General features: G+C 60.7%; 16 protein-coding genes. 11 read left to right on the top strand and 5 right to left on the bottom strand.

Going from position 1 to position 21,198, the window contains the following annotated elements:
* Nucleotides 1–32: 32 nt before the first annotated feature.
* The 5 genes from HBO12_RS21040 (at nt 33) to HBO12_RS21020 (ending at nt 8,898) form a co-directional block, all read left to right on the top strand.
* Nucleotides 33–1,760, top strand: a complete 1,728-nt coding sequence (locus HBO12_RS21040; protein ID WP_169954364.1) for an autotransporter assembly complex protein TamA — start codon at nt 33–35, stop codon at nt 1,758–1,760.
* Complete coding sequence (locus tag HBO12_RS21035) at nt 1,757–5,431, top strand: translocation/assembly module TamB domain-containing protein (RefSeq protein ID WP_170043113.1); 3,675 nt, start codon at nt 1,757–1,759, stop codon at nt 5,429–5,431. Before HBO12_RS21040 ends, HBO12_RS21035 begins: the two co-directional genes overlap by 4 nt.
* Nucleotides 5,432–5,651: 220 nt before the next feature.
* Nucleotides 5,652–6,125, top strand: coding sequence for a MarR family winged helix-turn-helix transcriptional regulator (locus tag HBO12_RS21030; protein ID WP_169954362.1), 474 nt, complete (start codon nt 5,652–5,654; stop codon nt 6,123–6,125).
* Nucleotides 6,126–6,166: 41 nt separating this feature from the next.
* Entirely contained in the window at nt 6,167–7,369 is a 1,203-nt protein-coding gene (locus HBO12_RS21025; protein ID WP_170043112.1) for an efflux RND transporter periplasmic adaptor subunit, read from the top strand.
* A complete protein-coding gene (locus tag HBO12_RS21020; protein WP_169954360.1) occupies nt 7,369–8,898 on the top strand; it encodes a DHA2 family efflux MFS transporter permease subunit in 1,530 nt (509 codons plus the stop codon). Before HBO12_RS21025 ends, HBO12_RS21020 begins: the two co-directional genes overlap by 1 nt.
* 132 nt (nt 8,899–9,030) lie before the next feature.
* On the opposite strand, the gene lpxH is transcribed toward HBO12_RS21020, so the two are convergent.
* Both lpxH and HBO12_RS21010 read right to left on the bottom strand, forming a co-directional pair.
* Nucleotides 9,031–9,780, bottom strand: coding sequence for a UDP-2,3-diacylglucosamine diphosphatase (gene lpxH, locus HBO12_RS21015; RefSeq protein WP_170043111.1), 750 nt, complete (start codon nt 9,778–9,780; stop codon nt 9,031–9,033).
* A complete protein-coding gene (locus HBO12_RS21010; RefSeq protein ID WP_169954358.1) occupies nt 9,777–10,280 on the bottom strand; it encodes a peptidylprolyl isomerase in 504 nt (167 codons plus the stop codon). Before HBO12_RS21010 ends, lpxH begins: the two co-directional genes overlap by 4 nt.
* 247 nt (nt 10,281–10,527) lie before the next feature.
* Between HBO12_RS21010 and HBO12_RS21005 the strand changes: the two genes are divergently transcribed.
* Together HBO12_RS21005 and cysS are read left to right on the top strand one after the other, a co-directional pair.
* Nucleotides 10,528–12,228 (top strand): glutamine--tRNA ligase/YqeY domain fusion protein, encoded by a 1,701-nt coding sequence (locus HBO12_RS21005; protein ID WP_169954357.1) that lies wholly within the window; start codon nt 10,528–10,530, stop codon nt 12,226–12,228.
* A gap of 41 nt (nt 12,229–12,269) precedes the next feature.
* A complete protein-coding gene (gene cysS, locus HBO12_RS21000; RefSeq protein ID WP_170043110.1) occupies nt 12,270–13,652 on the top strand; it encodes a cysteine--tRNA ligase in 1,383 nt (460 codons plus the stop codon).
* A 73-nt stretch (nt 13,653–13,725) separates the two neighbouring features.
* On the opposite strand, the gene HBO12_RS20995 is transcribed toward cysS, so the two are convergent.
* The 3 genes from HBO12_RS20995 to HBO12_RS20985 all read right to left on the bottom strand — a co-directional run bounded on the left by HBO12_RS20995 (nt 13,726) and on the right by HBO12_RS20985 (nt 17,004).
* Nucleotides 13,726–14,274, bottom strand: a complete 549-nt coding sequence (locus HBO12_RS20995; RefSeq protein WP_170043109.1) for a dihydrofolate reductase family protein — start codon at nt 14,272–14,274, stop codon at nt 13,726–13,728.
* Nucleotides 14,275–14,501: 227 nt separating this feature from the next.
* On the bottom strand, nt 14,502–14,861 hold the full coding sequence (locus HBO12_RS20990) for a DUF6124 family protein (RefSeq protein WP_170043108.1): 360 nt from the start codon (nt 14,859–14,861) through the stop codon (nt 14,502–14,504).
* 322 nt (nt 14,862–15,183) lie between these two features.
* Complete coding sequence (locus tag HBO12_RS20985) at nt 15,184–17,004, bottom strand: sigma-54-dependent Fis family transcriptional regulator (protein ID WP_170043107.1); 1,821 nt, start codon at nt 17,002–17,004, stop codon at nt 15,184–15,186.
* 328 nt (nt 17,005–17,332) lie between these two features.
* Between HBO12_RS20985 and HBO12_RS20980 the strand changes: the two genes are divergently transcribed.
* Genes HBO12_RS20980 through HBO12_RS20965 form a run of 4 tightly spaced genes read left to right on the top strand, consistent with a single transcriptional unit; the run spans nt 17,333 to nt 21,198 of the window.
* Nucleotides 17,333–18,427 carry an ABC transporter ATP-binding protein gene (locus HBO12_RS20980; protein WP_169954354.1) on the top strand — a complete coding sequence of 365 codons (1,095 nt, stop codon included), beginning with the start codon at nt 17,333–17,335 and terminating at the stop codon, nt 18,425–18,427.
* Nucleotides 18,427–19,524, top strand: coding sequence for an ABC transporter ATP-binding protein (locus tag HBO12_RS20975; RefSeq protein WP_170043106.1), 1,098 nt, complete (start codon nt 18,427–18,429; stop codon nt 19,522–19,524). The genes HBO12_RS20980 and HBO12_RS20975 overlap by 1 nt, the downstream gene beginning before the upstream one ends.
* Nucleotides 19,521–20,387, top strand: coding sequence for a carbohydrate ABC transporter permease (locus HBO12_RS20970; protein WP_029293322.1), 867 nt, complete (start codon nt 19,521–19,523; stop codon nt 20,385–20,387). The genes HBO12_RS20975 and HBO12_RS20970 overlap by 4 nt, the downstream gene beginning before the upstream one ends.
* Before the next feature lie 10 nt (nt 20,388–20,397).
* A complete protein-coding gene (locus tag HBO12_RS20965) occupies nt 20,398–21,198 on the top strand; it encodes a carbohydrate ABC transporter permease (protein ID WP_017735079.1) in 801 nt (266 codons plus the stop codon).

The raw sequence follows: 21,198 nt of genomic DNA, 5'->3' as shown, positions 1-21,198 counted from the left end.
GGTGCTCCCCAGCTCGTGTAGCATCCGCGCCTATGAAGTTTTCAAATAGATTTACCAGCGGCTTGATTCTGCTGTTCACAAGCTGCGGCGCCCTGGCGCAAAGCGAGTTGGACGTGCGGGTCAAACCTTCAAACGATGCGCTGAAGGCCAATATCGAAGGCTATATCGGCGGGGTTGGCGAGCGTGACGAGGAGGCCTTGCTGCGCTTTAGCCGCGGTGCCGAGGAGCAGGCGCGCAAGGCCGCCCAGGCACTGGGCTATTATCAGCCGCAGATTGCCAGCGAGGTGAAGCCCGGCAAGAACCCGCGCCTGATCCTCAGCATCGACCCCGGCGAGCCCGTGCATTTGCGTAATGTCACGATTCGGGTGGACGGCCCGGCGGCCGAGCTCAAATCCTTTCGCGTACCTGACAGCCAAGACCTCAAGTCCGGCGCCGTGCTCAACCATGGCCATTACGAAGACGCCAAGCGCCTGATCCAGAACCAGGCCTCGCGCTTCGGCTATTTCAGTGGCCGCTTCACGCGTCAGACCCTGTCCGTCGACCCCCAGGCGGGCGTGGCCGATATCGAACTGGTCTACGACAGCGGCCCGCGCTACACCCTCGGCAAGGTCAACTTTGCTGGCGATACCCCGTTTGATGAAGAACTGTTGCAGCGCATGGTGCCGTTCCAAAGTGGCACCCCCTACGATTCCGAATTGATTGCCGAGCTGAACCAGGCCCTGCAATCGAGTGGCTATTTCGAGGGTGTGCGGGTGGATGCCGCCCCGGCCGCGGCGGCCAATGATGTGATCCCGGTGGCGGTCCAGCTGGAAACCCGCAAACCGCGAACCATGGGCCTGGGCCTGGGTTTTTCCACCGACGTCGGCCCGCGTGGCAAGGCCAATTGGACGCGGCACTGGGTCAACCCCCAGGGACACAGCTATGGCTGGGAGGCCGAGTTGTCGGCGCCCCGGCAGAACGTCGGCCTGTGGTACGACATTCCCCTCGATCCGCCGCTGACTGACAAGCTGCGTTTTGCCGGTGGCTACCAGAACGAAGAAATGGCCAACACCGACACCCTCAGCAAGTTGCTCACCCTCGGCCCGGAATGGCACAGCAAGTTGCCCAGCGGTTGGACACGGGTGATCTCGCTCAAATGGCAGCGCGAAGAATATCGCCTGGGGGACGACTCCGGCTTGAGCAATCTGCTGATGCCCGGAATCAGCTATTCCTACCTGCGCAGCGACAACCGCATCGACCCCCATAACGGCTATCGCCTGCAGTTCGATACCAAGGTGGCCAAGGAAGGGCTGGGTTCGGACACCAACTTGCTGTACGGCACGGCGATGATCAAGGGTTTGACCACGGTGTGGGACAAGCACCGCTTCCTCGGCCGTGCGCAGTTTGGCGGCAGCGCCACCAATGGCTACAAGTCGGTGCCGCCGTCCCTGCGCTTTTTTGCCGGTGGCGACCAGAGCGTGCGCGGCTACGAGTACCAGACCCTGTCCCCGGAAAACAACAAGGGCGACCGCATCGGTGGCCGCTACATGGTGGCCTTGAGCGCCGAGTATCAATATTCCATCGCCGAAAAATGGCGGATCGCGACCTTTGTCGACCAGGGCAACTCCTTTAACAGCCTGGAATTGCCGAGCCTGAAAACCGGGGTCGGGGTCGGCGTGCGCTGGGTGTCGCCGGTCGGCCCGATTCGCCTTGACCTGGCCCATGCCCTGGAAGATCCGGGCGGCATTCGTTTGCACTTTTCCATGGGGCCTGAGCTGTGAAGCGTGGTTTGAAAATAGCGGGTCTGAGTGTGGTGGCGGTTGCAGCCCTGGTGCCGCTGGCTGTCTGGAGCGTACTGGGTACGCAAGTCGGCAGTCGCTGGGCCCTCGGCCAAGTCCCGGGGTTGACCGTGGATAACTTCCAGGGCCGCCTGGGCGGGCAATGGAGCGCCGACCAGGTGCTGTGGCAACAAGACAGCAGCCGCGTGGAGCTCAACGCGCCGAAGTTCGATTGGTCACCGGCGTGCCTGTTGCGAATGACCTTGTGCATCCGGCAACTGGATGTGGAGCAGGTCAGCCTGCAATTGCCACCCAGTACCGAAGACAGCAGCGCCCCGATTACCCTGCCGGAGTTGAACCTGCCCGTGGCCATCGAACTGGGCGACGTGCGCGTCGGCAGTCTGTTGTTCAACGGCAGCGAAGAACTCCAGGGCCTGCAACTGGCCGCGCACTGGACGGCCGCGGGGATGCAGATCGACGCGGTGCACCTGCAACGCGACGGCCTGGTGCTGGACCTCAACGGCGTGCTGCAACCCACCGGTGACTGGCCGCTGACGGCGAGCGGTAACCTGAGCCTGCCCTACGCCCCGGGCGGCGCGCCGTGGGCGGTGGCGCTGAACGTCACAGGTGATTTGCTCAAGACCCTCAAGCTCGACGCCGACAGCACGGGCTACCTGCCCGGCAAACTCAGCGGCGAACTGCAACCCCTGGTCGAGAACCTGCCCGCGCAGTTGCGCATCACCGCCGATGGTTTCAAACCCGCCGCCGACCTGCCGGACACCTTGCAACTCAACCAACTGGACCTGACTGCCAAGGGCGACCTGGGCACGGGCTATCAGCTGCTGGGCAAGGCTGTATTACCCGCAGAAAAAGGCCCGGTTGACCTGTTGCTGCAAGGCCGGGTCGATGCCAAGGGCGCGCAGATCGCCGGCCTGGACCTGAACGCCGGGGACAAGCAAAGCCTCAAGCTCAGTGCCCAACTGGATTGGCAGCAGGGTTTAAGCGCAGACGCAAAAATCGACTGGCTGGACTTCCCCTGGCATCGCCTGTATCCGCTGATTGACGAGCCGCAAGTGGTGTTGCGCACCTTCAACGGCGAAGTCTCCTACAAGGACGGCAACTACCTGGGCAATCTCAAGGCCGACCTCGACGGCCCGGCCGGCAAGTTCAGCCTGGTCACGCCGTTCAGCGGCGACCTCAAGCAAGTGTTCCTGCCCGAGCTGAAATTGACCGCTGGCCAGGGCAAGGCCGAAGGCCACCTGAACCTGCAATTTGCCGAGGGCATCGCCTGGGACACGGCGCTGGACCTGTCGGCGCTGAACCCGGCGTACTGGGTCGCAGAGCTGCCGGGCACCCTGGCTGGGCCGCTGCGCAGCAAAGGTGAGTTGAAGAACGAACAACTCAAGCTCAACGCCGACCTCGACCTCAAGGGCCGCCTGCGCGGCCAGCCTGCGGTGCTGGCGGCCAAGGCCGAAGGCGCGGGGGAGCAATGGACCCTGGCCAACCTGGATATCCGCCTGGGTGACAACCGCATCAATGGCAGTGGCAGCCTGCAACAGCGCCTGGCCGGGCAGATCGACATCAAGCTCGCACGCCTGGCCCAGCTGTGGCCGCAGTTGCGTGGGCAGGTCAACGGTCGGCTCGATGTGGCCGGTACGTTGAACGCGCCCCAGGGCAAGCTCGACCTCAAGGGCCAGCAACTGGTATTTGAAGAAAACCGCCTGCAAGCCCTCAGCCTGGACGCGACGCTCGATAGCGCACAGCGGGCGAAGATCGACCTCAAGGGCAGCGGCATCCAGGCCGGGGACTCCCAGCTCGGTACCCTGACCGCCAGTGCCCAGGGCGATATCAAAAGCCAGAAAGTCCAACTGGAGCTGATGGGCCCCCTGGTCAAGCTGGCCCTGGCCCTGGACGGCAATCTTGACAAGGGTAACTGGCGCGGGCGCCTGGCCAGTGGCGATGTGCAGGCCGGTGGCCAGGACTGGAAACTGCAGGCCCCGGCAAAAATCGAGCGCATGGCCGACGGCAAGCTGACGTTCGCCGCCCACTGCTGGGTCTCCGGGCCCGCCAGCCTGTGTGGCGAAGACCAGCGGCTGATGCCTGATCCCAAGCTGCGTTACCACCTCAAGCAGTTCCCCATCGACAGCCTGGCGCAATGGCTGCCCAAGGATTTTGCCTGGCAGGGCAAGCTCAACGCCGATATCCAACTCGACCTGCCGGCCAGCGGCCCCAAAGGCCTGATCGCGGTGGATGCCAGTGGCGGCACGCTGCGGGTCAAGGACAAGGACCAATGGCTGGATTTCCCCTACGACACCCTCAAGCTGGAAACCACGCTCAACCCCACGCGCATCGATACCCAGCTGAATTTTCGCGGTGGCAAGCTGGGTGAGTTGCTGTTGCAGGCGCAGATCAACCCGGTGGCGAAAAACAAGCCGATCTCCGGCAACTTCAGCCTCACCGGCCTGGACCTGGCGGTCGCGCGGCCGTTTGTGCCGATGGTGGAAAAACTCAATGGCAAGCTCAATGGCAGCGGGCGCATCTCCGGCGGGTTGTTGGCGCCGCAGGTCAACGGCAGCATCAACCTGATCGCCGGCGAGATTTCCGGGCCCGAACTGCCCATCAGCCTTGAAGGCCTGAACGTGCAGGCCCTGATCGCCGGCGAAAGCGTGCAGCTCAACGGCGGCTGGCGCAGTGGCAAGGCCGGGCAGGGCAGCCTCAAGGGGCAGATCGACTGGGGGCGGGCGCTGGTCGTTGACCTCAGCCTGCAAGGTTCCCAGTTGCCGGTGACCGTCGAACCCTACGCCAAGCTGGAAGTGGCGCCCGACCTGAAGATCACCCTCAAGGACGACAAGTTGGCAATTGCCGGCAATGTGCACATCCCGCGCGGCGATATCACCGTGCGCGAACTGCCGCCGTCCACGGTCAAGGTTTCGGATGACACAGTGATCGTTGGCAGCCAGACCGAAGAGGGCAAGCCGCCGATGGCCATGGCCATGGATATCAACGTGGTGGTGGGCGAGGACCAGCTCAACTTTGCCGGCTTCGGCCTGACCGCCAAGGTCCAGGGCCGGGTGCACATCGGCGACAACCTGGACACCCGTGGCGAACTCTGGCTCAACGACGGCCGTTACCGCGCCTACGGCCAGAGGCTGGATGTACGGCGTGCGCGCCTGCTGTTCGCCGGGCCGCTCGACCAGCCGTACCTGGATATCGAAGCCATCCGCAAGACAGACGACGTAATCGCCGGTATCCGCCTGAGCGGCAGTGCCGAGCAACCGACCACGCAAATCTTTTCGGAACCGGCCATGAGCCAGGAGCAGGCGTTGTCTTACCTGGTGCTCGGCCGCCCGTTGAGCACTACTGGCGAAGATAACAACATGCTGGCGCAAGCGGCGCTGGGCCTGGGGTTGATGGGCAGTGCCGGGGTGACCTCGGACATTGCCAAGAACCTGGGGATCCAGGACTTTGAACTGGACACCCAGGGCAGTGGCAATAACACCGCCGTGGTGGCCAGCGGCAAGATCACCGAGAAACTCAGCCTGCGTTACGGGGTCGGGGTATTCGAACCGGCCAGTACCATCGCCTTGCGTTACCTGCTGAGCAAGCGGGTGTACCTGGAAGTGGCCAGCGGCGTAGCCAGCTCCCTGGATATCTTCTACAAACGCGATTTCTGACGTTTAGCCCACACCAACCTGTAGGAGCTGGCTTGCCAGCGATATCGGTCTGTCAGGCACTGGAAATAGTGACTGAACTACCGCTATCGCTGGCAAGCCAGCTCCTACAGTTGTGTCGTGGGGTATACCAAGCAACCTAACTATTTGTTTGACATTCGCTGCCTAGGCAGTAATATTTGGTCACATATTCACTGCCTAGGCAGTAATAAGGTGACTTTCGATGAAACACTTCACCCCGGAAAACTTCCACAACTGCCATCTCGGCCTGTTGCTGGGGCGCGCCGCGATTCTCAAAGACCGCATCATCGACACCCATATGGAACCCCACGGCATCACTGCCGCGCAGTTCAAGGTGTTGATCATCATGGCCCAGTTCGGCGTCGATACCCCGGCGGAGCTATGCCGCAACCTGTCCCTGGACAGCGGCTCGATGACCCGCATGCTCGACCGCCTGGAGCAAAAAGACCTGCTGGCGCGCAAGCGTTCCGAACAGGACCGGCGCCAGGTGCAACTGGTGCTGACCGCAGAAGGCCAGCGCCTGGCGGACATGTTGCCGCAGATCGGCGCCCAGGCCCTCAACCAGCTGGCTGGGGTGCTGGAGCCGGGGGAGTTGCAGACGCTGGAATACATCCTGAAGAAAATCCTGATCGCCGCCGGTGACCCCATCACGCTGCAGCGGGTCGGGACTCAATGAACACGCCAGTCACGCGCGCTGAATAACGCAAGGTACTTGTCATGGCTACTGCCCAAGCAAACAACACCGCTCAAACCCAACCCGACGACAGCAACCCGCGCAAACGCAAAATCATGTTGCTGGGCCTGGCGCTGGTCGTCGTGCTCTGCGTCGTGGGCGTCTGGGGCTGGTACGAACTGTATGGCCGCTGGAGCGAAAGCACCGACGATGCCTACGTCAACGGCAACGTGGTGGAAATCACCCCGTTGGTCACCGGCACTGTGGTCAGCATTGGCGCCGACGATGGCGACCTGGTCCACGAAGGCCAGGTGCTGATCAACTTCGACCCCAACGACGCAGCCGTCGGCCTGCAAAGTGCCCAGGCCAACCTGGCGCGCACGGTACGCCAGGTGCGCGGCCTGTACAGCAATGTGGATGGCATGAAAGCCCAGGTACAGGCGCAAAAAGCCCAAGTGCAGACCGCCCAGGACAACTTCAACCGCCGCCGAATCCTCGCACAGGGTGGCGCGATTTCCCTGGAAGAACTGTCCCATGCCCGCGACGCCCTGAGCGCGGCGAGCAACTCATTGGCCAACCTGCAACAGCAACTCAATACCTCCACCGCGTTGGTGGATGACACGGTGATTTCCTCCCATCCGGATGTACAGGCCGCTGCCGCGCAATTGCGCCAGGCCTACCTGGCCAATGCGCGCAGCACCCTGATCGCACCGGTTACCGGCTACGTCGCCAAGCGCACCGTGCAACTGGGGCAGCGGGTCGAGCCGGGTACCGCATTGATGGCGGTGATTCCCCTGGACCAACTGTGGATCGACGCCAACTTCAAGGAAACCCAACTGCGCCAGATGCGCATTGGCCAGCCGGTGGACATCGAGGCCGATCTCTACGGCAGCGACGTGAAGTACAGCGGCACCGTCGACAGCCTCGGCGCCGGTACCGGCAGCGCCTTTGCCTTGCTGCCGGCGCAGAACGCCACCGGCAACTGGATCAAGATCGTGCAGCGGGTGCCGGTGCGCATTCACATCAATGCCCAGGAGTTGGCCGAGCACCCATTGCGGGTGGGGCTGTCGACTCAGGTGCAAGTCAACCTGCATGACCAGAGCGGCCCGGTGCTGGCGCAACAACCGCCGCAAAAAGCTTCGTTCAGCACCACTGTGTATGACCGCCAGTTGGCCGAGGCCGACGCGATGATCACCCAGTTGATCCATGACAACAGTGTGGCCGCGCCGAAGGCTGCGCAACGCTGATGAGCAATAACGCCTCCTTCACGCCGCCCAGCTTGCTGATGGCCACCATTGGCCTGTCCCTGGCGACCTTTATGCAGGTGCTCGACACCACCATCGCCAACGTGGCGCTGCCGACCATCTCCGGCAACCTGGGGGTGAGTTCGGAGCAGGGCACCTGGGTCATCACCTCATTTGCCGTGAGCAATGCTATTGCGCTGCCGTTGACCGGCTGGTTGAGCCGGCGCTTTGGCGAGGTGAAGCTGTTTTTGTGGGCCACCATTTTGTTTGTGCTGGCCTCGTTCCTGTGTGGTATCTCCACCTCGATGCCCGAGCTGATCGGCTTCCGGGTCCTGCAGGGCTTGGTCGCGGGGCCGTTGTACCCGATGACCCAGACCCTGTTGATCGCGGTCTATCCGCCTGCCAGGCGGGGCATGGCCCTGGCATTGCTGGCGATGGTCACGGTGGTCGCGCCGATTGCCGGGCCGATTCTTGGCGGTTGGATCACCGACAGCTACAGCTGGCCGTGGATCTTCTTTATCAACGTGCCCATCGGGATTTTTGCGGTGATGGTGGTGCGTGCGCAGCTCAAGAAGCGGCCGGTGGTCACCAGCCATCAGCCGATGGATTATGTTGGCCTGTTGAGCCTGATCGTCGGGGTCGGTGCCTTGCAGATCATCCTCGACAAGGGCAATGACCTGGACTGGTTCGAGTCCAATTTCATCATCATCGGCGCGGCCATCTCGGTGATCGCCCTGGCGGTGTTCGTGATCTGGGAAATGACCGACAAACACCCGGTGGTCAACCTGCGCCTGTTTGCCCACCGCAACTTCCGCATCGGCACCATCGTGCTGGTGCTGGGCTACGCCGGGTTCTTTGGTATCAACCTGATCCTGCCGCAATGGCTACAGACGCAGATGGGCTACACCGCCACCTGGGCCGGGCTGGCCGTGGCGCCGATCGGTATCCTGCCGGTGCTGATGTCGCCCTTTGTCGGCAAGTACGCACACAAGTTCGACTTGCGGCTACTGGCCGGCCTGGCGTTCCTGGCGATTGGCCTGAGCTGCTTTATGCGCGCCGGCTTCACCAATGAAGTGGACTTCCAGCACATCGCCCTGGTGCAACTGTTCATGGGCATCGGCGTGGCGCTGTTCTTCATGCCGACCTTGAGCATCCTGATGTCCGACCTGCCGCCGCACCAGATCGCCGACGGCGCAGGCCTGGCGACCTTCCTGCGGACCCTGGGTGGCAGCTTTGCGGCATCGTTGACCACCTGGATCTGGATTCGCCGGGCTGACCAGCATCATGCCTACATGAGCGAGAGCATGAGTGTGTACGACTCGGCCACCCGCGATGCCCTGAACACCCTGGGCGGTGCGGGCCACAAGGCCTATGCGCAACTGGACCAGGTCCTCACCAGCCAGGCATACATGATGTCTACCGTGGACTACTTCACCTTGCTGGGGTGGATGTTCATGGGCTTGATCCTGCTGGTGTGGCTGGCCAAGCCGCCGTTTACCGCAAAGGCGGGGCCGGCGGCGTCGGGTCACTGATCTTGAATTGCAATGCAGTAACTGTAGGAGCTGGCTTGCCTGCGATGGCATCACCTCGGTGTGACTGATGTACCGAGGTGCCTGCGTCGCAGGCAAGCCAGCTCCTACATATTGATCGGTGTTGTGTCTGGGTTATGCGCCAGGCAACGCCAACTGCGGATTGACGAAGTCGAATGCCGCCAGCTGGAAACCTTGCTCATCCACCTGCAACGCCCAACCCTGCTTGTCCCAATCCCCCAGCACAATGCGTTTGGCCGCCTGCTCGCCAATCTGCAATTTGTGAATGGCCGGGCGGTGGGTGTGGCCGTGGACCAGGGTGCGCACGCCATGGGCCTGCATTACCCGTGGCACTTCCTCGGGCGTTACATCGACAATATCGTTGGCCTTCATGCGCGTCTGCGCGCGGCTTTCACTGCGCAGCTTGCGCGCCAGCTTATGGCGGGTGCGCAAGGGCAGCTGGCGCAGGATAAACAGCACAAGGGGGTTACGCAGGATGCGCCGCAGCTTCATATAGCCGAGGTCGCGGGTACACAGGCTGTCGCCGTGCATCAACAGCACGGGCTCGCCATACATCTGCACGACGCTGGGGTCCTTGAGCAAGGTCGCGCCTGCTGCTTTGCAGAACGCCTTGCCGATCAGGAAATCGCGGTTGCCGTGCATCAGGAATATTTGGGTGCCGCTGTCGCTCAGCTCACGTAGAGCCGCGCATATCGAACGCTGGAACGGGGTCATGCCATCGTCGCCAATCCAGGCTTCGAAAAAGTCCCCCAGGATGTACAACGCGTGCGCGCCACGGGCGCGGCCGTGGAGTAAATCCAGAAACGCCCGGGTAATGTCCGGGCGCTCCTCTTCCAGATGCAAATCTGAAATCAGCAATATCACGCAATGATCTCGGCTTTCTCGATGATCACGTCTTCTGCTGGTACGTCCTGGTGGCCGGACTTCATGGTGGTGGAAACACCCTTGATCTTGTCCACGACGTCGGTGCCTTCGGTGACTTTACCGAATACCGCGTAACCCCAACCCTGTACGGTCTTGGCGCTGTGGTTCAGGAAGCTGTTGTCGGCCACGTTGATGAAGAATTGCGCGGAGGCCGAATGCGGCTCCATGGTGCGGGCCATGGCGACGGTGTACTTGTCGTTGGAAAGACCGTTGTCCGCTTCGTTCTGGATGCTTGGACGCTTGTCTTTCTTTTCTTTCATGCCTGGCTCGAAACCGCCGCCCTGGATCATGAAGTTGCCGATGACACGGTGGAAAACAGTGTTTTCGTAGTGGCCGGCTTTAACGTATTCGATGAAGTTGGCGACGGTGGTCGGCGCTTTCTCTGCGTTCAGCTCGATGACGATGTCACCGTGGTTGGTGGTCAGTTTGACTTGAGTCATGTTCATTACTCTTTTCAGGGAATTCGTGGGTTCGGCCGCCTGGGCACCTTACCGGGTTGGCTAAATTGCGGCCAAGGCGCGCAGTTTAGCGTGCCCTGCAGGAATTTCGAGGTGGTTTTTCACCGCCCATGCAATAAATGCAGCAGTTTTTGGCCATGCCCTGTCAGGTGCTTGACAGCATCGGCTATGATAAGCCCTTTGTTTGTCTGGCCCGACCCGGCCACGTACCTGTCTGTTCAAGGATCCTATGAGCAAGCCCACTGTCGACCCTACCTCGAATTCCAAGGCCGGACCTGCCGTCCCGGTCAATTTCCTGCGCCCGATCATCCAGGCGGACCTGGATTCGGGCAAGCACACGCAGATCGTCACCCGTTTCCCGCCTGAGCCCAACGGTTACCTGCACATCGGCCACGCCAAGTCGATCTGTGTGAACTTCGGCCTGGCCCAGGAGTTCGGTGGCGTCACGCACCTGCGTTTCGACGACACCAACCCGGCCAAGGAAGACCAGGAATACATCGACGCCATCGAAAGCGACATCAAGTGGCTGGGCTTTGAATGGTCCGGTGAAGTGCGCTACGCCTCCAAGTATTTCGACCAGTTGTTCGACTGGGCCGTGGAGCTGATCAAGGCCGGCAAGGCCTACGTCGACGACCTGACCCCGGAGCAGGCCAAGGAATACCGTGGCAGCCTGACCGAGCCTGGCAAGAACAGCCCGTTTCGCGATCGTTCGGTAGAAGAGAACCTGGACTGGTTCACCCGCATGCGCGACGGCGAGTTCCCGGACGGCGCCCGTGTACTGCGGGCCAAGATCGACATGGCCTCGCCGAACATGAACCTGCGCGACCCGATCATGTACCGCATCCGTCATGCCCATCACCACCAGACTGGTGACAAGTGGTGCATCTACCCCAACTACGACTTCACCCACGGTCAGTCGGACGCCATCGAAGGCATCACCCACTCCATCTGCACTCTGGAGTTCGAAAGCCATCGCCCGCTGTACGAATGGTTCCTCGACAGCCTGCCGGTACCGGCGCACCCGCGTCAGTACGAATTCAGCCGCCTGAACCTGAACTACACCATCACCAGCAAGCGCAAGCTCAAGCAACTGGTCGATGAAAAACACGTGTTCGGCTGGGACGACCCACGCATGTCGACGCTGTCGGGTTTCCGTCGTCGCGGCTACACCCCGGCATCGATCCGCAACTTCTGCGAGATGGTCGGCACTAACCGCTCCGACGGCGTGGTTGACTACGGCATGCTTGAGTTCAGCATCCGCCAGGACCTCGACGCAAACGCCCCGCGCGCCATGTGCGTGCTGCGTCCGTTGAAAGTGGTGATCACCAACTACCCGCAAGACCAGGTCGAGAACCTCGAACTGCCGCGTCACCCGCAAAAAGAAGAACTGGGCGTGCGCAAGCTGCCGTTTGCCCGTGAAATCTACATCGACCGCGATGACTTCATGGAAGAGCCGCCCAAGGGCTACAAGCGCCTGGAGCCGAACGGTGAAGTGCGTCTGCGCGGCAGCTACGTGATTCGTGCCGATGAAGCGATCAAGGATGCCGAGGGCAACATCGTCGAACTGCGTTGCTCCTACGATCCTGAAACCCTGGGCAAGAACCCTGAAGGCCGCAAGGTCAAGGGCGTGGTGCACTGGGTGCCGGCGGCTGCCAGCGTCGAGTGCGAAGTGCGCCTGTACGATCGCCTGTTCCGCTCGCCGAACCCTGAAAAGGCCGAAGACAGCGCGAGTTTCCTCGACAACATCAACCCTGACTCCCTGCAAGTGCTTACGGGTTGTCGTGCCGAGCCATCGCTTGGCGACGCACAGCCGGAAGACCGTTTCCAGTTCGAGCGCGAAGGCTACTTCTGCGCGGATATCAAGGACTCCAAACCTGGTCATCCGGTATTCAACCGTACCGTGACCTTGCGTGATTCGTGGGGCCAGTGATGCAGCCGTGAGCGGCTTGCATAGAGAGAAAAGGAAGCATCGTGCTAACGATCTACAACACGCTGAGCAAAACCAAAGAAGTCTTCAAGCCGCTGGATGGCAACAAGGTGCGCATGTACGTGTGCGGCATGACCGTGTACGACTACTGCCACATCGGCCACGGCCGCAGCATGGTTGCCTTCGACCTGGTGACCCGCTGGTTGCGTTTCAGCGGCTACGACTTGACCTATGTGCGCAACATCACCGATATCGACGACAAGATCATCAATCGCGCCAATGAAAACGGCGAGTCGTTCGACGCGCTGACCGAGCGCATGATCGCCGCGATGCACGAGGACGAGGCGCGCCTCAACATCCTCAAGCCGGACATGGAACCGCGCGCCACGGACCATATCCCGGGCATGCACGCGATGATCCAGACCTTGATCGACAAGGGCTATGCCTACGCCCCGGGTAATGGCGACGTGTACTACCGCGTCGCCAAGTTCATGGGCTACGGCAAGCTGTCGCGCAAGAAAATCGAAGACCTGCGCATCGGCGCCCGCATCGAAGTCGACGAAGCCAAGCAAGACCCGCTGGACTTCGTGCTGTGGAAAGGCACCAAGCCCGGCGAGCCGAGCTGGGAATCGCCATGGGGCGCCGGGCGTCCGGGCTGGCACATCGAATGCTCGGTGATGTCCACCTGCTGCCTGGGCGAGACGTTCGACATTCATGGCGGCGGCAGCGATCTTGAGTTCCCGCACCACGAAAACGAAATCGCCCAAAGCGAAGCGGCCACCGGCAAGACCTACGCCAACGCGTGGATGCATTGCGGCATGATTCGCATCAATGGCGAGAAGATGTCCAAGTCCTTGAACAACTTCTTCACCATCCGCGACGTGCTGGAAAAGTACCACCCAGAGGTTGTGCGTTACCTGCTGGTATCAAGCCATTACCGCAGCGCCATCAACTACTCGGAAGACAACCTCAAGGACGCCAAGGGCGCCCTGGAGCGGTTCTACCACGCGTTGAAAGGCCTGCCGGTTGTAGCGCCGGCCGGTGGCGAGGCGTTTGTCGAGCGCTTCACCACGGTGATGAACGATGACTTCGGCACCCCCGAAGCCTGCGCCGTGCTGTTCGAGATGGTCCGCGAGATCAACCGCCTGCGTGAGAGCGATCTCAGCGCTGCGGCCGGCCTGGCGGCCCGTCTCAAGGAGCTGGCGAGCGTGCTGGGCGTGCTGCAAATGGAAGCCGACGACTTTCTGCAAGCCGGCGCCGAAGGGCGTGTGGATGCAGCCGAAGTCGACGCACTGATCCAGGCCCGCCTGAATGCCCGTGCCAACAAGGACTGGGCAGAATCCGACCGCATCCGCGACCAACTCACCGCCATGGGCGTGGTGTTGGAAGACGGCAAGGGCGGGACGACGTGGCGCTTGGCTGACTGACGGCTGATGGCTGCACGCTGAATAAAAACGCCCCGACTGGTTCGGGGCGTTTTTGTGTGTGCTGGTTTATCAGTCAACGGTGCTCAACTGCATACCGGCTCTGGACAAAGCCATTGTCCGAGGCGCAGGTATCGATGTGGCGAAGGTCATATTCACGACCGTCTTGACTGAACAAGGGAACCCCCTGGCCCAGCAGGATCGGGATGCGAGTGATGATCAACTCATTGAGCAGGCCTGCTTCAAGAAATGCCTGGATGGTCTGGCCACCATCGATATACAGATGCTTCATACCGCGCTCGGCAAGCTGTTCGACGAGTGTGCTCACATCGACGGCCAGCACTTCTACCTTGCCCTGGAGGTGCACAGGAATCTCCAAGGTCTTGTGAGAAAGCGCAATGACCGGCGTGCCCTCATAGGGCCACTCGGGAAAGGACAGTACTTTCTCCAGGGTTTTGCGTCCCATGACCAACGCGTCAACCGTTGCGATGAAGCTGTCATAGGTGATGCCGTTCAAGCCCGAGCTTTCATATTTCGGTCGGTGCAACCACTCAATATCACCGTCCGGGCGGGCAATAAAACCGTCGATACTTGCCGCGATAAAGACGGAACATTTGATCTTCATGGGTGGTAACACTCCTTTTTTACCAAGTGGAATCAGGAAGGTATCACTTTGACGCCTACAAACGGCGGCGGATGGCGCAACGACAGGGCGGTTGGCCGACTGATGGCTCACACTGAATAAAAACGCCCCGCCTGGTTCGGAGCGTTTTTGTGCGTGCTGGTTTGCAAATCAGCACCGCTCAACTGTAGGAGCTGGCTTGCCAGCGATGGCGGACCGGCGATCGCAGACTAATCTGGATGGTGAGTCGGCCTTCCTCTTTCTTGCTCTGTTCCATATTGAACGACGGCGTTGTTTACCAATAGCTCAACGCCTTCGAGCATCCGACAAATTCCTAGTGCCACACGCCGTGCAGTGCCGTCTACTTCAAAAGCCAAATGGGTTGCTAATACTTGAAGCGATGCAAGGTCTTCCGAAGCGTTAATCAACAACACCTCTGCATCTAACCCTTCGCGCACGGTGAAAAGGCGGTGATCTTCAGCAGGCCGCTTGGTTTCGGCAGGAGGGTTCAGGTAGTAGTCAATCGCTCGTTGAGCAGCCCCCTGAAGCGAGGTTGAGTCAAACGGCGGGTTTGGACTGTGTTTGATCATGGTAAAGCTCCCAGAGTTATGGAGCCGCTACCCATCGCTGCGAAACGATACCCGGGTGGCAGCTGTACGCAGGTTCGCAGACCGGGACTCTAGGAACCCGGCATACCCAAAGGTATCCCGCGCACAGCCGCCATAACATCAGGCATAAAAAAGCGCCCGTTATCTTATGGTGGACGCTGTGCGTCTAGAGTTTAACCGGGCTGCGAAACCCGGTCGCTGAATTTGCAGCGACTACCGAAGATTATTGGGGCATCTTCCGAGCAGCAACCCTAAAACGCTGTCGGATAAATCTGAGGGTAGATGCATGTTGGGGCGGTTACCGTTACGTAGCGGCGCGCAACCGCTTGTATAGCGTATTGCGGCTAACCCCCAGCTCCCGCGCCAGATGGGAGATATTGCCGCCGACCGCTGCCAGTCTTTGCTGAAGGTTTTGCCTATCGTCCAGATCGCCCATCACCACCGGCTTGCTGGGTGAGGCGTGCCCCAGGTCGACAAAAAAATCATCCGGTAGATGCTCCAGGCGGATCGGTTGGTCTTCGGCCATGGCCAGTGCCACCTGCATCACGCTGCTGACCTGGCGCAGGTTGCCCGGCCAGGGATGTTGCTCGAACAATTCCAGCACTTCGGCGCTGAGCCCGGCCCACTGCGTAGGTTCGCGGTGCTGTTGCCACAGTTGCTTGAACAGCGCCTGCTTGTCACTGCGCTCGCGCAGGGGCGGCAGCTCCAGGGTCAGGCCGCCGATGCGGTAGTACAAATCCTCACGGAAGCGTCCGATCTGCACCTGTTCGCGTAGCGAACGGTTGGTGGCCGAGATAATTCGCAGGTCCACGGGGAACAATTCGCTGCTGCCCACCGGTTGCACGCAACGCTCCTGTAAGACCCGCAGCAACCGGGCCTGGGTAGGCAGGGGCATGTCGCCGATTTCATCGAGAAACAGTGTGCCTTTGTCCGCCTTGCGGATCAGGCCGATGCTGCCTTTTTGATTGGCGCCGGTGAACGCGCCTTTTTCGTAGCCAAACAGTTCCGATTCCACCAGCTCCGCCGGAATTGCCGCACAGTTGACCGCGATAAATGCCTGCTGGCTGCGGGAACTGGCCTGGTGCAGGGCTTTGACGAAGACTTCCTTGCCTACGCCGGTTTCGCCGTGGATCAGCAGCGGGATGTCTTTTTCCAGTAGGCGCTCGGCCTGGCGCACGGCTTTTTCCACGCGGCTGTCGCCAAAGTGCAGGGTCTTGAGGCCGATGACGGTGGGGGCCGGCTCGGTAAAGACCCTGGCCTGCACCGGCACCTGCCTGGGGCGTTTGAGCAGGCATTGGAAACGGTTGCGCCCGGCGGCTTGCAGGGCAAAGGGTAGGCCTTCGGGCTGGTTGAGCAGCTCCAGCAGCGAGACTTTGAACAGGCTGTCGATCATCACCCGTGACAGGCTGATGCCCAGCAGATTGTCGGCGCGGCGGTTGGCCGACAGCACCTGGCCACTTTCATCGAAAATCAGCAGGCCGGCCCACTGGCTGTCGAGGTTGTTCAGGCCGGTATTGAACGTCAGTTGGAAGTGTTCGCCGCCAAACAGGTTGAGGATCAGGCGGTTTTCCACGGTCTGGCTCATCATCTTGACCATGCCCAGGGTGTGGGAGGGCGGCAGGTAGCTGTCGCTGGACACATCCAGTACCGCAATGATTTCGCGGTTGGCATCAAAGATCGGCGCGGCCGAACCGGTCATGAACCGGTTGGCCTTGAGGAAATGCTCGTCATGCTCGATATGCACTGCCTGGGCGCAGGCCAGCGCGGTGCCGATGGCGTTGGTGCCGGTGGCGCGCTCCATCCAACTGGCCCCGGCGCTGAAGCCACGGGCGAGCTTGGGTTCGATAAAACGCTGGGTGCCCCAGGAGGTCAGGACCTGGCCCTGATTGTCGGCGAGCATGATCAGGCAGTTGGAATTGCTGAGGATGTTCTCGTAATAGGGCAGCACTTCCTGGTGAGTAGTCTGGACTAGCGCGTGCTGGCTCTCCAGCAACTGGCTGATGCCCTCGGCGGGCAGTTGGTCGAAACTGGGGGTGCTCTGGTGATCCAGGCCAAAGGCGCGGCAGCGGCGCCAGGAGTCCTGGATGATGGTGTCGTGGGGCAAAAGCGGGGCAGGTGCGGCCATGGTGGTGACCTTCTTTTTATTGTTGTTATGAACCGTGCACCGCTCACCTTGTGGGAGCTGGCTTGCCTGCGATGGCGTCCGTGAGATCGCTATCGCAGGCAAGCCAGCTCCCACAGGTTGAACGGTTTTACTGGGCTTACTCAGTGTTGTTCAGAACTGTTCATTGTCAACCCGCTGGTTGTTCAATTGTTCAGTTGTGAATGTTCATTTCTGTTCAGCACTGAGCACTGGTTTTGCTCAAGTCGCTGGTAAATCAACACTTTTTATTATTGGCACGAAACTGGCTCTGTCCCTGGAAGAACAATTCCAATAAGAAAAAGGGCGTGTCATGTCATTGACCCTGGAACATGTGACCCGTGTCGTCGAAGGCCAGACCTGGATCGACGACGCCAACCTGCGCTTTGAAGCTGGCTCTTTCAATGTGTTGCTGGGCCGTACGCTGTCCGGCAAGACCAGCCTGATGCGCCTGATGGCCGGCCTGGACAAGCCTGATGCCGGGCGCATCCTGATGAACGGCGTCGACGTCACCCATAAGCCGGTGCGCTTGCGCAATGTGTCGATGGTGTACCAGCAGTTCATCAACTACCCGACCATGACCGTGTTCGAGAACATCGCCTCGCCGCTGCGCCAGGCCGGGGTGAGCAGCGAGCTGATCCACAGCAAAGTGCTGGAAACCGCGAAGATGCTGCGCATCGACAAGTTCCTGCAACGTCATCCCCTGGAGCTGTCCGGTGGCCAGCAACAACGCACGGCCATGGCTCGGGCGCTGGTCAAGGATGCCGAACTGATTTTGTTCGACGAGCCCCTGGTGAACCTGGACTACAAACTGCGCGAAGAGCTGCGTCAGGAAATGCGTGAGTTGTTCAAGGCCCGCAACACCATTGCCATCTATGCCACCACCGAACCCAACGAGGCACTGGCGCTGGGTGGCACCACCACCATCCTCCACGAAGGCCGGGTGATCCAGAGCGGCAAGGCCGCCGAGGTCTATCACCAACCGCAGACCGTGCTGGCCGCCGAGCTGTTTTCCGAGCCGCCGATCAACCTGATGCCGGGGCGCATCAGCGGCAACGAAGTGAGTTTCGCCAACGATGTGCACTTCCCATTGAACGTAGACCTGCGGCCGGTTGGCGAGGGCGAGTTCCGTTTTGGCGTGCGTCCCAGCCATATCAGCCTGGTGCCCAGCAACGACGATGACCTGGAACTGGCGGTCACCGTGGAAGTTGCGGAGATCAGCGGCTCGGAAACCTTCCTGCATGTGCGCAGCGAGCATTTTTTGCTGGTGTTGCACCTACCGGGGGTACACGAGTACGACGTGGATGCGCCGATCCGCATCTACATACCGACCCATAAACTGTTTGTGTTCGATGGCCAGGGTCGTTTGGTCCAGGCTCCCGGGCGCCGTGTCGCGAGGGTTGCCTGATGGCCGAGATCCATTTGCAGAACCTGGCGCATAGCTACAGCCCTACACCCACAGGGCCTGAAGACTACGCCATTCGCGAAATGAACCACGTCTGGGAGCAGGGCGGTGCCTACGCATTGCTCGGTCCTTCGGGGTGTGGCAAATCAACCCTGCTCAACATCATCTCCGGCCTGCTCAGCCCTTCGGAAGGCCAGGTGCTGTTCGACAGCAAGGTGGTGAATGACCTGACCCCGGAAAAGCGCAATATCGCCCAGGTGTTCCAGTTCCCGGTGGTCTACGACACCATGACGGTGTTCGATAACCTGGCATTCCCCCTGCGCAACCAGGGCATGGCCGAGGCGAAAGTGCACAGCAAGGTGCAGGAAATTGCCGAGGTGCTCGACCTGCAGAACCTGCTGGGTAAAAAAGCCCGCAACCTCAGTGCCGATGAAAAGCAAAAGGTCTCAATGGGCCGTGGCCTGGTGCGCGATGACGTGTCGGCGATCCTGTTCGACGAACCGCTGACGGTGATCGACCCGCACCTGAAGTGGAAACTGCGGCGCAAGCTCAAGCAGATCCATGAGCAGTTCAATATCACCATGGTCTACGTCACCCACGATCAGTTGGAGGCCTCGACCTTTGCCGACAAGATCGCGGTGATGTACGGCGGGCAGATTGTGCAGTTCGGCACCCCACGGGAGTTGTTCGAGCGTCCCAGCCATACCTTTGTCGGCTATTTCATCGGCAGCCCTGGAATGAATCTGATTGAGGTGCAGGCCGATGCCGGTGGGGTGCGGTTTGCCGGGACACATCTGGCGTTGTCCGAAGTGCAGCAACGGCAGATATCGGAAAAGGACTACAAGAAACTCCAGGTCGGCATACGTCCCGAGTTCATTCATGTGTGGGATGAGCCCAATCCCGACGCGTTGCAGGCCGAGGTCATGCATGTCGAAGACCTGGGCACCTACAAGATCCTGACCCTCAACCTCGACGGCGCGCCCTTGAAGGTGCGCCTGGCCGAAGACAAACCGGTGCCCGAAGGGCGGGCGTCGATCAGCTTCCCGGCGCAGTGGTTGATGGTGTATGCCGATGATTACCTGCTGGAGGCGCGCCCATGAACAAGGTGCAGAACAACAAGGCCTGGTGGCTGGTGTTACCGGTGTTCCTGCTGGTGGCGTTCAGTGCGGTGATCCCGATGATGACTGTGGTCAACTACTCGGTGCAGGACATTTTCGACCAGTCCAGCCGCTATTTCGTCGGGGCCGATTGGTACAAGCAGGTATTGCTGGACCCGCGCCTGCATGACTCGCTGTTGCGCCAGTTCATCTATTCCGCGTGTGTGCTGCTGATCGAGATCCCGCTGGGCATCGCCATCGCCCTGACCATGCCCACCAAGGGCCGCTGGTCGTCCCTGGTACTGATTGTGATGGCCATCCCGCTGCTGATCCCGTGGAACGTGGTCGGCACCATCTGGCAGATCTTTGGCCGTGCCGATATCGGCCTGCTGGGGTCGAGCCTGAATGCCATGGGCATCAACTACAACTATGCCGCCAACACCATGGACGCCTGGGTCACGGTGCTGGTGATGGATGTATGGCACTGGACCTCTTTGGTGGCGCTGCTGTGCTACTCGGGGCTGCGGGCCATACCGGATGTGTACTACCAGGCTGCGCGGATTGATCGGGCATCGGCCTGGGCGGTTTTCCGACATATCCAGTTGCCGAAGATGAAGAGCGTGCTGTTGATCGCGGTGATGCTGCGCTTCATGGACAGTTTCATGATCTATACCGAGCCGTTTGTCCTGACGGGAGGCGGGCCGGGTAACGCAACGACCTTCCTAAGTCAGACCCTGACCCAGATGGCGGTAGGGCAATTCGACCTGGGGCCTGCAGCCGCGTTTTCCCTGGTGTATTTCCTGATCATCCTGTTGGTGTCCTGGCTGTTCTACACCGCCATGACCCACTCCGACGCCAACCGCTGAGGCCGCCAACATGAGCAAGCGCAAGGTCATCCCGCTGCTGATCTACATCCTGTTCCTGCTGGTGCCGATCTACTGGCTGCTGAACATGTCCTTCAAGAGCAACACCGAAATCCTCGGCGGCCTGACGCTGTTTCCGCAGGACTTCACCCTGGCCAACTACAAGGTGATCTTCACCGACCCCAGTTGGTACACCGGGTATCTGAACTCGCTGTACTACGTGAGCCTGAACACCGTGATTTCCCTGACGGTGGCACTGCCGGCGGCCTACGCGTTTTCGCGTTACCGCTTCCTGGGCGACAAGCACCTGTTCTTCTGGTTGCTGACCAACCGCATGGCGCCGCCGGCGGTGTTCCTACTGCCGTTTTTCCAGCTGTATTCGTCCATCGGCCTGTTCGATACCCATATCGCCGTGGCCCTGGCCCACTGCCTGTTCAACGTGCCGCTGGCGGTGTGGATCCTGGAAGGCTTTATGTCCGGGGTGCCCAAGGAGATCGACGAAACGGCTTACATCGATGGCTATAGCTTTCCGAAGTTTTTCGTGAAGATCTTTATCCCGCTGATTGGCTCGGGGATCGGTGTCACGGCGTTTTTCTGCTTTATGTTTTCCTGGGTCGAGCTGCTGCTGGCGCGCACCCTGACGTCCGTGAATGCCAAGCCGATTGCCGCCGTGATGACCCGCACCGTGTCCGCTTCGGGGATTGACTGGGGTGTGCTGGCGGCCGCCGGGGTGCTGACCATCCTGCCGGGCATGCTGGTGATCTGGTTTGTGCGCAACCATGTGGCCAAGGGCTTTGCCCTCGGCCGGGTCTGA

The organism is Pseudomonas sp. WS 5059 (assembly GCF_012985525.1).
In the GTDB taxonomy this organism is placed as follows: Bacteria; Pseudomonadota; Gammaproteobacteria; order Pseudomonadales; family Pseudomonadaceae; genus Aquipseudomonas.
This window is presented reverse-complemented; position numbering and strand designations above follow the sequence as displayed.